The 12,425-nt window shown below is 68.5% G+C and carries 8 protein-coding genes; 4 read left to right on the top strand and 4 right to left on the bottom strand.

The genetic code is table 11. The features are described from left to right. The 3 genes from B447_RS20760 to B447_RS20750 form a co-directional block, all read left to right on the top strand. A partial coding sequence (locus tag B447_RS20760) for an efflux RND transporter periplasmic adaptor subunit (RefSeq protein WP_037983329.1) occupies positions 1-746 on the top strand: 746 nt, incomplete at its 5' end. Then, on the top strand, positions 733-3,960 hold the full coding sequence (locus tag B447_RS20755; RefSeq protein ID WP_002945711.1) for an efflux RND transporter permease subunit: 3,228 nt from the start codon (positions 733-735) through the stop codon (positions 3,958-3,960). The genes B447_RS20760 and B447_RS20755, both read left to right, overlap by 14 nt. Positions 3,961-4,217: 257 nt before the next feature. Beyond that, positions 4,218-6,746: a heavy metal translocating P-type ATPase gene (locus B447_RS20750; protein WP_002945710.1), complete on the top strand. Its 2,529-nt coding sequence runs from the start codon at positions 4,218-4,220 to the stop codon at positions 6,744-6,746. On the opposite strand, the gene B447_RS20745 is transcribed toward B447_RS20750, so the two are convergent. Both B447_RS20745 and B447_RS20740 read right to left on the bottom strand, forming a co-directional pair. Beyond that, a complete protein-coding gene (locus tag B447_RS20745; protein ID WP_232431691.1) occupies positions 6,721-8,511 on the bottom strand; it encodes a potassium/proton antiporter in 1,791 nt (596 codons plus the stop codon). The two genes, B447_RS20750 and B447_RS20745, sit on opposite strands and share 26 nt — an antisense overlap. A gap of 91 nt (positions 8,512-8,602) precedes the next feature. Further along, a complete protein-coding gene (locus tag B447_RS20740; RefSeq protein ID WP_002945708.1) occupies positions 8,603-8,923 on the bottom strand; it encodes a hypothetical protein in 321 nt (106 codons plus the stop codon). A gap of 314 nt (positions 8,924-9,237) precedes the next feature. Between B447_RS20740 and hflX the strand changes: the two genes are divergently transcribed. Next, positions 9,238-10,599, top strand: coding sequence for a GTPase HflX (gene hflX / locus B447_RS20735; RefSeq protein WP_002945707.1), 1,362 nt, complete (start codon positions 9,238-9,240; stop codon positions 10,597-10,599). 46 nt (positions 10,600-10,645) lie between these two features. On the opposite strand, the gene B447_RS20730 is transcribed toward hflX, so the two are convergent. Together B447_RS20730 and B447_RS20725 are read right to left on the bottom strand one after the other, a co-directional pair. Then, entirely contained in the window at positions 10,646-11,773 is a 1,128-nt protein-coding gene (locus B447_RS20730) for an aminotransferase class V-fold PLP-dependent enzyme (RefSeq protein WP_002945706.1), read from the bottom strand. Positions 11,774-11,978: 205 nt separating this feature from the next. After that, the gene (locus B447_RS20725) at positions 11,979-12,221 is read right to left on the bottom strand and encodes a hypothetical protein (protein ID WP_002945704.1); all 243 of its coding nucleotides are present in this window, start codon (positions 12,219-12,221) and stop codon (positions 11,979-11,981) included. Positions 12,222-12,425: the final 204 nt, after the last annotated feature.

Genomic DNA, 12,425 nt, shown 5'->3' with positions numbered 1-12,425 from the left:
ACCTGTCGCGGGTGTGGGTGATCGCGGATGTGTTCGAGCGTGACCTCGGCCGCGTGCAGGTGGGTGACCGGGTGGCAGTGAGCGTGGGTGCGCTGCCCGGCCAGCGCCTGGAGGGCCGGATCGGCTACGTTTATCCGACCCTGGATGCCGGCACCCGCAGCACGCCGGTGCGCATCGAACTCGACAACCGCGCGGGCCAGCTGCGCCCGGGCATGTTTGCCACCGTGGACTTCGCGCCCGGCGCCGCGCGCGAGCGCCTGCTGCTGCCGGCTTCGGCGCTGATCGAGGATGGCGAGCGCCAGGTGGTTTTGCGCGCGCTCGGCGAAGGCCGCTTCCAGCCGCAGCCGGTGCGCATCGGCGAGCGCGGCCGCGAGCAGGTCGAGGTGCTCGACGGCGTCGCCGAGGGCGATCGCGTCGTCGTCTCGGCCAACTTCCTGATCGACTCGGAGAGCCAGCTGCGCGCCGCGCTCGCCGGCATGGGCGATGCGCCACCACAGGATTACCCGAGCCACGACACCCGCGGCGTGTTCGAGGAGGCTTTCGACGGCGGCGTCAGCCTCAGCCACGACGCCATCCCGGCGCTGGGCTGGCCGGAGATGACGATGGACTTCAGTCTGGCCGAGCCGGCGCTGGTCGAGGGTCTGGCGCCAGGGACGCCGATCCGCTTCAGCTTCGAGGATCGTGGCCCGGGCGAGTACGTGGTGACTCGCATCGAGCGGGTGGAAGGCGAGCATGCCGGACATTGACATGACGGATGCGCAGCGCGCGCCAGCGCAGGGGGAGCGGGATATTGACGTGGCGCCTGCGGGTGGCTGGCTCAGTCGCCTGATCGAGTGGTCGGCACGCAACGTCTTCCTGGTGCTGCTCGGCACCGTATTCCTCATCGGCGCCGGCCTTTACGCCGTCAAGCACACGCCGCTCGATGCGCTGCCCGACCTGTCGGACGTGCAGGTCATCATCTACACCGACTACCCCGGCCAGGCGCCGCAGGTGGTGGAGGACCAGGTCACCTATCCGCTCACCACGGCGATGCTGGCCGTGCCGCAGGCGCGGGTGGTGCGCGGCTTCTCGATGTTCGGTGCGTCCTATGTGTATGTGATCTTCGAGGACGGCACCGACATCTACTGGGCGCGCTCGCGGGTGCTCGAGTACCTGAGCACCGCCGCCGCCCGCCTGCCCGCCGGCGTGGCACCGCAGATCGGGCCGGACGCCACAGGCGTGGGCTGGGTGTACCAGTACGCGATCACCGGCAAGGACCTGTCGCTGGCCGAGACGCGCAGCCTGCAGGACTGGTACGTGCGCTATCCGCTTACCCAGGCCCGCGGCGTGGCCGAGGTGGCCAGCGTGGGCGGCTTCGTACGCGAGTACCAGGTCACCGTCGACCCCTATCGCCTGGCCGGCTTCGGCATCGGCCTGGACGAGGTGGGGCGCGCGATCCGAGAATCCAATCGCGACGTCGGTGGCCGCGTCATCGAGCTGGCCGAGCGCGAGTTCATGCTGCGCGGCCGCGGCTACCTGCGCAGCGTGGCCGACATCGAGGACATCGTGCTCAAGGTCGATGGTGCGGGCCGCGGCACGCCGGTGCGGGTGGCCGACATCGGCCGCGTCGAACTGGTGCCGGCCGAACGCCGCGGCATTGCCGAACTCAACGGCGAGGGCGAGGTGGCCTCGGGCATCGTCATGGCCCGCTTCGGCGAGAACGCACTCGAGGTGATCAGGAATGTGCGCGAGAAGCTGGCCGAGATCGCGCCCGGCCTGCCCGCAGGCGCCGAGATCGTGCCGGTGTATGACCGCTCGACGCTGATCGAGCGCGCGATCGACAACCTCAAGTCGACCCTGCTGGCGGAGAGCCTGATCGTCGCCGCGGTGTGCATCGTCTTCCTGCTCCATGTGCGCAGCGCGCTGGTGGCGATCGTGACCCTGCCGCTGGGCATCCTGGTCGCCTTCATCGGCATGCAGGCGCTGGGCATCGGCTCCAACATCATGAGCCTGGGCGGCATCGCGATTGCCATCGGTGCCATGGTCGACGCCTCGATCGTGATGATCGAGAACGCCCACAAGCGGCTCGAGACCCTGCGCGCCGAGGCCACCGCCGCCGAGCGCGCCGAGGTGCTGATCGGCGCCTGCCGCGAGGTGGGGCCGGCGCTGTTCTTCTCGCTACTGATCATCACCGTGTCCTTCCTGCCGGTGTTTGCGCTCGAAGGCCAGGAAGGGCGGCTGTTCTCGCCGCTGGCATGGACCAAGACGCTGGCCATGGCGGGCGCTGCCTTCCTGTCGGTGACCCTGGTGCCGGTGCTGATGCTGTTCTTCGTGCGCGGCAAGATCGTCCCCGAGCAGCGCAACCCGATCAACCGCCTGCTGGTGTGGCTGTACCGTCCGGTGATCGCGCTGGCGATGCGCTTCAAGCTCACCACCCTGCTGCTCGCCCTGGTGGCGATGGCGGTGACGCTGATTCCAGCGCGCCAGATCGGCAGCGAGTTCATGCCCACGCTGGACGAAGGCGCCATCTTCTACATGCCGGCGGGCCTGCCCGGCATGTCGGTGACCGAGGCCGGGCGCCTGCTCGCCACCACCAACCGCATCCTCAAGAGCTTCCCCGAGGTCGAGTCGGTGTATGGCAAGGCTGGCCGCGCCAACACCGCCACCGACCCGGCGCCGCTGGAAATGTTCGAGACCGTCATCAACCTCAAGCCGCGCTCGGCGTGGCGGCCCGGCATGACGGTGGATGCGCTGATCGCAGAGATGGATGCGGCGGTGAAATTCCCTGGCCTGGCCAACTCCTGGACCATGCCGATCAAGGCGCGCATCGACATGCTCAGCACCGGCATCCGCACGCCGGTGGGGGTCAAGGTGTTCGGCCAGGACCTGGACACCCTGGAGCGGCTGGCGAAGGAGGTCGAGGCTGTGGTGCGTGCCGTGCCCGGCACCTCCAGCGCCTACGCCGAGCGCGTCGCCGGCGGCTACTACGTCGACATCGAGCCGCGCCGCGACCAGCTCGCGCGTTACGGGCTCAGCATCGACACGGTGCAGATGGCAGTGGCGACCGCGCTCGGGGGCGAGACGGTGACCACCACCGTCGAAGGCCTGGAGCGCTACAACGTCAGCGTGCGCTACCCGCGCGCGCTGCGCGAGGACCCGGCGCGCATCGCCGCCCAGGTGCTGGTTCCCACTGCCAGCGGCCCGGTCCCCCTCGGCCAGCTCGCCGAGGTCAAGCTGAGCCGCGGCGCGCCCGCCATCCGCACCGAGAACGCCGCGCTGGTCGCCTATGTTTACGTCGACACCCGCGAAGCCGACCTCGGCCGTTTCGTCCAGCGCGCGCAGCAGGCCGTGGCCGCCGAGGTGAGCTTCCCGCCCGGCTATTACGCCGCCTGGAGCGGCCAGTTCGAGTACATGGAGCGCGCCAAGGAAAAGCTCACCGTTGTGGTCCCGCTCACGCTGGCGCTGATCTTCGTGCTGCTCTATCTCAACTTCCGCCGCCTGGCCGAGACCTTCATCGTCATGCTGTCGGTGCCCTTCGCGCTCATCGGCGGCGTGTGGCTGATGTGGTGGCTGGGTTACCAGATGAGCGTGGCGGTGGCGGTGGGCTTCATCGCGCTTGCCGGCGTCGCCGCCGAGACCGGCGTGATCATGCTCATCTACCTCGACCACGCCTGGCAGCGCATCCGCGCCGAGCGTGCCGCGCGCGGTGAAATACCCAGCATCGCCGACCTTTACGCCGCAGTCATGGAAGGCGCCGTCGAGCGCGTACGCCCCAAGATGATGACCGTGATCACCATCATCCTCGGCCTGCTGCCGGTCATGCTCGGCACTGGCACCGGCAGCGAGGTCATGAGCCGCATCGCCGCGCCGATGGTGGGCGGCATGGTGTCCTCCACGGTGCTGACGCTGGCCGTGATCCCGGTGCTGTATGCGCTGGTCAAGCAGTGGGAGCTGCGGCGGGAACAAGGTACGACCGCCTGATTCGCTGCGCGCGTATCACCCACAAAGAAACCGCGCCGCGCCTGCGCCCCGCCGTGGGAGCGGCGCGAGCCGCGAGGGGTTGAAGGCGACGGGGCGCGTCGCATGCCCTGAAAAGCTCGCGACTTGCGTCGCTCCCACAAAAGAGCCTCGCCGCGGCTGCCAGGTACACCATGTGGTGACTGGGCAAGCATGGCTTGACCTTTGCAGCCTGTTGAGGTCTAAGGTTTGCCTTTTGATCCCTCGCACAACGACGAAACATGAACACCAGCACAACCCCTCCGCCCCGCGCTGTCGCGCGCAGCCTCAATATCGCCGGCATGACCTGCGCCTCGTGCGTGGCCCATGTCGAGAAGGCCTTGTTGAAGGTCGAGGGCGTGCAGGCGGCGAGCGTCAATCTGGCGACCGAGACCGCGAGCGTGACGGCGTCGGCTTCGGTGCCGCTGTCGGCGCTGATCGAGGCGGTGGCCAAGGCGGGCTACGAGGTGCGGCGCGAGGCGCTCGAGCTCGACATCGAGGGCATGAGCTGCGCGGCCTGCGTGGGCCGGGTCGAGAAGGTGCTGCAGCGCGTGCCCGGGGTGGTGACGGCAAGCGTGAACCTGGCGGCGCGCAAGGCGCACGTGGAGTTTGCCGGCAGCGTACCGACGGCGGCGTTGGTCGCTGCGGTGCAAAAGGCCGGCTTTGGCGCCCGCCCGGCCAGCGAGGTGAGCGTCGGCGCGCGCGAGGCCGATGCCGCGGCCGAGGAGGCGGCGCTGCGGCGGGCGGTGTGGGTGGCGGTGGCACTCACCCTGCCGGTGTTCGTGCTCGAGATGGGCTCGCACCTGATTCCGGGCATGCACGACTGGGTGATGGCCACGATTGGCCACCGCGAGAGCTGGCTGCTGCAGTGCGTGCTCACCAGCGCGGTGATGTTCGGGCCGGGCCTGCGTTTCTTCCGCAAGGGCGTGCCGGCGCTGCTGCGCGGCGCGCCGGACATGAACGCACTGGTGGCGGTGGGCACCTCGGCGGCGTGGGCGTATTCGGTGGTGGCGCTGTTCGCGCCCGGTTTGCTGCCCGAAGGTACGGTCAATGTCTATTTCGAGGCGGCGGCGGTGATCATCACGCTGATCCTGATCGGGCGCCTGCTCGAGACGCGTGCGCGCGGCCGCACCAGCGACGCCATCCGCAGCCTGATGCGCATCCAGCCGCGCAGTGCGCGCGTGCGCCGCGGCGCCGAGCTGGTCGAACTGCCGATCGCCGAGCTGGCGGTGGGCGACGTGGTTGAGGTGCGCCCGGGCGAGAAGGTGGCGGTCGATGGCGAGGTGGTGGAGGGCGCATCCTTCGTCGATGAGTCGATGATCACCGGCGAGCCGGTGCCGGTGGAGAAGGGCGTGGGCGCGACGGTGGTTGGCGGCACGCTGAACACCCGCGGCGCCTTCGCCTTCCGCGCCACCCGGGTGGGGGCGGACACGGTGCTGGCGCAGATCATCCGCATGGTGGAGGCGGCGCAGGGCGCCAAGTTGCCGATCCAGGCGCTGGTGGACAAGGTGACGATGGTGTTCGTGCCGGTGGTGATGGCGGTGGCGGCGCTCACCTTCCTTGCCTGGCTGGTGTTCGGCGGCGGCGCGCTGCCGGCCGGCGTGCCGGTGCTCAGCTTCGCGCTGGTGTGCGCGGTGGCGGTGCTGATCGTCGCCTGCCCGTGCGCGATGGGGCTGGCAACGCCGACCTCGATCATGGTCGCCACCGGGCGCGCGGCGCAGATGGGCGTGCTGTTCCGCAAGGGCGACGCGCTGCAGTTGTTGCGCGAGGCCGAGGTGGTGGCGGTGGACAAGACCGGCACGCTCACCGTGGGCAAGCCGCAGCTCACCGACCTGGTGGTGGCTGCGGGCTTCGAGCGCGCCGGGGTGCTGGCGCGGGTGGCGGCGGTGGAGCGGGGCTCCGAGCATCCGATCGCTGAGGCGATCGTCGCCGCCGCGCGTGCGGACGGGCTGGCGGTCGCCAGCGCCGCAGGCTTCGAGGCCGAGGCCGGCTACGGCGTGCGTGCGCAGGTGGATGGACAGCGTGTCGAGGTCGGTGCCGACCGCCTGATGCGCCGCCTGGGGCTCGATGTCGACGTCTTCGCCGACACCGCTGCGCGCCTGGCCGACGAGGGCAAGTCGCCACTGTATGCGGCGATCGACGGCCGCCTGGCAGCGATCCTGGCGGTGGCCGACCCGCTCAAGCCGACCTCGGTGGCGGCTGTCAAGGCGCTCCACGGCATGGGGCTGAAGGTGGCGATGATCACCGGCGACAACGCGCGCACCGCGCGTGCGATCGCGCGCCAGGCAGGGATCGACGAGGTCATCGCCGAGGTGCTGCCCGATGGCAAGGTGGCGGCGCTGAAGCGGCTGGCAGGGGGAGAGGACGACAAGGTGAGCGGGGGTGAAGGACGCCGCCGCGTCGCCTTCGTCGGCGACGGCATCAACGACGCGCCGGCGCTTGCCGAGGCCGACGTGGGCATCGCGATCGGCACCGGCACCGATGTGGCGATCGAGAGCGCTGACGTGGTGCTGATGTCGGGCGACCTGACGGGCGTGCCGCGCGCGATCGCGCTGTCGCGCGCGACTATGCGCAACATTGGCCAGAACCTGTTCTGGGCCTTTGCCTACAACAGCGCGCTGATTCCGCTTGCCGCAGGGGTGTTCTACCCGGCTTTCGGGCTGCTGCTGTCGCCGGTGTTCGCTGCGGCGGCGATGTCGATGTCGAGCGTGTTCGTGCTCGGCAACGCGCTGCGCCTGCGCCGCTTCACTGGCGGTTCATTATCCGCCTGAGTCTCGCCCTGAAATCGCCTCGCGGCTGGCGTGCCTTGCGCACGTAGGCTGATGGCCGGGCTTCGCCGTGCAGGGCAAGGCCGACCTCGGTGACGGTCTTGCCCTGGTGCACGCGGCGTACGACGAAGTCGAAGCTGCCGAGCGGTACCCGGTCGCCGATGACGGGTTGCCCGCCAAGTTCGGTGTGCAGGAAGTCGCCCACGCTGAGCTCGGGCGGAATCTCGATGGGCAGCTGCAGGTCATAGGCGCTGACCAGGTCGACCACGCGCGCGTCGGTATTGACCATGAACTGGCCGAAGTACTCGGTATCGCCCTGCTCGGGCGCCTTGATCTGCGAGAACAGGCGGTCGAGCAGGGTGGTGTATTCCGGCGGTGTGAAGAGGTAGACCAGGTCGCCCGCCTGCAGGTGGCCAGCCTGCTCCGGTTGCATCGAGCGGCCGTTGCGGACCACGAGCGAGGGGCGCGCCCAGCGCGGCAGGGTCGCACCACCCATGATGAGCGGGCTGTCGTCGAGCACGCGATAGATCAGCAACTCGTGCTTGGGATTGCCGGGCAGCTCGAGTTCGATGCGTTCGAGCGGGCCGATGCCTGCCGGTACGATGAGCTTGAGCCGGGCAGCCGCGGGCTTGATGGTCCAGCCCTGCACGAGCAGCGAGGTGACGACCATGATGAAGGCCGCGTTGAGGAAGAGTTCTGCACCCTCGACGCCCATCACCGCCGGCAGGATGCCGAGCAGGATGGAGACCGCGCCGCGCAGTCCGACCCAGGCCGTGAAGGTGACCGTCTCGCGGTCGTAGCGGAAGGGCAGCAGGCAGAGCACGACCGCGAGGGGACGACCAATGACGATGAGGAAGAGCCCGAGCAGAAGCGCAGGGATCAGCACCGTGCCGAACTCCGACGGCGTCACGTACAGGCCGAGCACGAGGAACATGACGATCTGTGCGAGCCAGGTCATGCCTTGCTGGTAGCGGCGCAGGGCCGAGGCCCCCTTCATGTCGCGGTTGCCGGCGACGATGCCGGCGACATAGATGGCGAGGAAGCCGCTACCACCCAGATAAGCGGTGACGCCGAACACGCAAAGCCCGCAGGACATCACCAGGATGGGGTAGAGCGCCTCCTCCAGGCGGACGCGGTTGACGATCTCGACGATGAGGTAGCCACCTGCCACGCCGAGGGCCAGGCCGAGGCCCATCTGCATGCCGAAGCCGTGCAGGAAGCTCGTCATCACGCTGCCGCGTGTCTCGGCGAGGATCATCTCGATGAACAGGATGGTAAGGAAGATCGCCATCGGGTCGTTCGAGCCGGACTCCACCTCCAGCATCGAGCGCACGCGCTTGTAGATCTTTACGCCACCCGAGCGCAGCAGGAAGAACACCGCCGCCGCATCGGTCGAGCTGATGATGGCCCCCATCAGCAAGGCGTAGAGCCAGGGCAGGTCGAACAACACGCGTGCGGCCGCGCCCACGAACAGGGTGGTCAGGAACACGCCGACCGTCGCCAGGACGAAGGCCGGTGCGGCAGCGCGGCGCAAGGTCTGCACGCGGGTGCCGAAGCCTGAATCGAACAGGATCACGGCGAGCGCCACGCTGCCGAGGAAGAAGGCGGTCTCGGCGTGGTCGAACTGCAGCCCCAGCCCATCTTCGCCCGCGATCAGGCCGATGCCGAGGAAGACCAGCAGCAGCGGCGTGCCGAAGCGGAAGGCCAGGGCACTCGTCAGGATCGACAGGGTGATGAGCCCTGCGCCGACGAGAATTGCGGTGAACATCCAGTCCATTCAGGGCCTTGGAGATGCATGAGGGTAGGGGGTTCAGCTGCGATCAAGCACGCCCAACGCCTTTGCCGAGGACATGAACGGGTCAGTTTGCGGCTTTGCCCAGATCAAGCCCGAACAGCTGGTCGATGGTGAGTGTCAGCGCCAGGCCCTGTTGCGGCGAGTCGAGGTCGAGTTCCTCGTTCAGCCGCTGCGCAGTGCGGTTGGCGGTGTCGGAGTCGGCGATCCAGAACAGGAGGGTCATGGCGCTCTGGAAGGTCAGGCCGAAGAAGGTGCGCAGCGGTGACTGGCTGATGCCGCTCGCGGGCAGGATGGTGGCGCCGCGGATGCCTTCACGCTCGGCGATGGCAAGGGCAGCGTCCGAGACTTCGTCGGTCACAATGGCGATGAGCAGTGAGTTCGTCATGGTCTTTACAGTGGGCAGTGGCGCGGGGGCGGATACTTGGGCTTGCGGCTCGTGCGCACAACGGCAGGCAACGCCGGACTCGGGACCGCAGCCGGGACACGAAGGTTCCGTGCGTGAATCTGCTCGCAGTCTAGCATCCCGCTCCCGGCGCTCTACATGCCGGGGCGTGGATCTGGCGGCATCGTTGCCGCCCAGGGGGCGAGCCGCTCGCAGGCAGACCGACGGCAGACGCGACTTCTTGCCGAGCAAGCCCGGCGGAGTCGCGATTGCCGGTTACCATCACACCCCCGAATCGCTCATAGAAGCCCCCTCGAATGCAAAAAGACCTCGCCGACGAACCCCGCAACGCCATCGTCGCCTCGGTGCAACGCCCGAATGTGAGCGACGCCGAGTTCGAAGCCTCGCTCGCCGAGTTACGCGAACTGGCGAAGACGCTGGGCTACCGGGTTGTCCAAACCTTTACCCAGAAGCGCGCCGGTTTTGACACCACGGGTTACCTGGGCGTTGGCAAGCGCCAGGAAGTACGCGACTTCGTCGCTGCCCAGTCGGGCCTTGAAGCGGCGCCGCTGGCCACGGTGCCGCGCACAGGCCCGATCGAGGCGCTGTTGGTCGATCACGAGATCTCGCCCTCGCAGGCGCGCAACCTCGAGCTGGAGACGGGCTGCGAGGTCATGGACCGCACCATGGTCATCCTCGAGATCTTTCACCGCAACGCGCGCTCGCGTGCTGCCAAGGCGCAGGTTGAGATCGCCCGGCTGGGCTACATGGCACCGCGTTTGCGCGAAGCGGCCAAGCTCGCCGGGCCGCAGGGGCGGCAGCGCAGCGGGGTGGGAGGCCGCGGTGCCGGCGAGTCGCACACCGAACTCGACCGCCGCAAGATTCGTGACCGCATTGCCGAACTGCAACTCGAGATCGTCGCGATGGAGGCCGAGCGCAAGACCCAGCGCGCGCGCCGCCAGGGGCGGCAGAGCCTCGCCAATGTGGCGTTGGTCGGCTACACCAATGCCGGCAAATCGACGCTGATGCGTGCGCTGACCGGCAGTGAGGTGCTGGTGGCCAACAAGCTCTTCGCCACGCTGGACACCACTGTGCGTACGCTTTACCCCGAAAGCGTGCCGCGTGTGCTCGTCAGTGATACCGTCGGTTTCATCAAGAACCTGCCTCATGGCCTGGTGGCCTCGTTCAAATCCACCCTGGACGAAGCGCTCGATGCGGCCTTGCTGCTGCACGTCATCGACGCGAGTGATCCGGGCTTCGAACGCCAGCTTGAAGTCACCGATACGGTGTTGGCCGAGATCAGCGCCGACGAGGTGCCTCGCATCCGCGTCTTCAACAAGATCGATCATGTCGGTGACGCCGACGCACAGGCCGAATGCGAAGCGGCGCTGCGCACGAAGTACCCGGGCTGCATCGTGATGAGCGCGCGCCGGCCCGAAGAGGTGGCCGCACTACGGCGGACGATCGTGGCGTTCTTCCAGCAGCATCTGGTCGAGACCGAGCTGTTGCTGCCTTGGTCCGCCCAGCAGTTGCGCAAGGAGATCTACGCGAACTGTGAGGTGCTGGAGGAAAGGGCCGAGGACGAAGGCGCGTTCTTCAGGCTGCGCGGAGAGCCCGAGGCAGTCGAGAGACTGCGCGGCCAATGCGTTAAATGCGGCCAAGGCGACCGTCCGGGCTGATCAGCAGGTGGGGCGCTACGGGCGCTCTCGCGCCCGCAGTACCTGATCAGGCGACCTCGTCGAGCGCCTTGCCCAGCGTGGCCACCGTGCGCTCGATGTTGTGCAGCTTGTCGAGCCCGAACAGGCCGATGCGGAAGGCCTTGTAGTCCGGGCGCTCGTCGCAGGCGAGCGGCACGCCTGCAGCCACCTGGAGGCCGGCGGCGGCAAATTTGGCGCCGGTCTTGATGCCGTCGTCGGTGGTGTAGCTGACCACCACGCCCGGAGCCTGGAAGCCGGGCGCGGCCACGCTCGGGAAGCCGCGCGCCTCGAGCAGGGCGCGCACGCGGGCGCCGAGCTCGAGCTGCTCGCCCTTCACCTTGTCAAAGCCGTAGGCCTCCGTCTCGCGCATCACGTCACGCAGTGTGACCAGGCCGTCGGTGGGCATGGTGGCGTGGTAGGCGTGGGCGCCACCCTCGTAGGTCTCCATGATCTGCAGCCACTTCTTGAGGTCGCAGGCGAAGCTGGTGCTGGTGGTGCCCTCGATGCGCTCGCGCGCGGCGGCGCTCAGCATCACCATTGCGCAGCAGGGGGAGGCGGTCCAGCCCTTCTGCGGCGCGCTCACCAGCACGTCGACGCCGGTGGCGGCCATGTCCACCCAGATTGCGCCCGAGGCGATGCAGTCGAGCACGAACAGGCCGCCGACCTCGTGGGTGGCATCAGCGACCGCGCGCAGGTAGTCGTCGGGCAGGATCATGCCCGCCGAGGTTTCGACGTGGGGGGCGAACACCACTTCCGGGCGCTGGTTGCGGATGGTGGCTACGACCTCGTCGATGGCGGCGGGGGCGAAGGGCGCCTGGGCTTCGTCGGCGATCTGGCGGGCCTTGAGCACCACGGCCTCGCTCGGGATGTTCCCTATCTCGAAGATCTGCGTCCAGCGGTAGCTGAACCAGCCGTTGCGGATCACCAGTGCCTTTTTGCCGGTGGCGAACTGGCGCGCGACCGCCTCCATGCCGAAGGTGCCGCTACCGGGCACGATGGCGACGGCCTGTGCGTGATAGACCTTCCTGAGCGTGGCCGACAGTTCGCGCATGACACCCTGGAAGGCCTGCGACATGTGGTTGAGCGAGCGGTCGGTATAGACCACCGAGTACTCGAGCAGGCCATCGGGATCGACGTTGGGCAACAGGGCGGGCATGGGGCCTCCAGCAATACGGGTAAGTCGGAAATCGGCTCGAACCGCTCGCGCGCACGGCCTGGGCGCCGGGCCGCCGTGGTGCGGACGAGTCGAGAAGCAAGCCGGGATTGTAACGGCTCGTTGATGCGGACGCTTCCGCAATGCAACACAACGTCCCGCGGCCACGGAGGATGGCGGCGGGGCGTGTCGTGGTGCTCGCGCAGGCTCAGTCTGCAGGCGAGGCGGTGTCGAGGCCGTCCAGAACCATCTCGTCGGGGTCGAAGCCCGGGGGCGGCGTGCGCGGCTGCAGGTTGAGCGCCTGCGCGACGAAGGCCGTCTGCGAGCGGACCACGTCGGTAGTGAGCGCGTTCTGGTGGGCGACGAAGAGCAGCGCGGTCATGAAGAAGACATGGTTGGCGATCTGCAGCAGGTCTGTCCGTTCGCCGCTGGGCTGGCGCGAGGTGATCATGGGCATCTCCCGGTGTTGCGGGCTTGTGGCATGTAGCGATGGGACGCACATTTGTGTGAATGGTTCATGCGCAGCGCGTGTCGGCCCACCCACGGTTCTCGGCAGGCGCGGCGCCAGCCGCGAGCGTTTGGTAAGGGGCCTTCAGCCATGTCGCCTTCAACCCCTCGCGGCTGGCGCCGCTCCCACGGCGGGCGATGCGCGCGG

The sequence above is a fragment of the Thauera sp. 27 genome (assembly GCF_000310125.2).
GTDB classification, from domain to species: domain Bacteria; phylum Pseudomonadota; class Gammaproteobacteria; order Burkholderiales; family Rhodocyclaceae; genus Thauera; species Thauera mechernichensis.
Note: the sequence above shows the minus strand (reverse complement) of the source record. Positions and strands in the feature narration are given on the sequence as shown.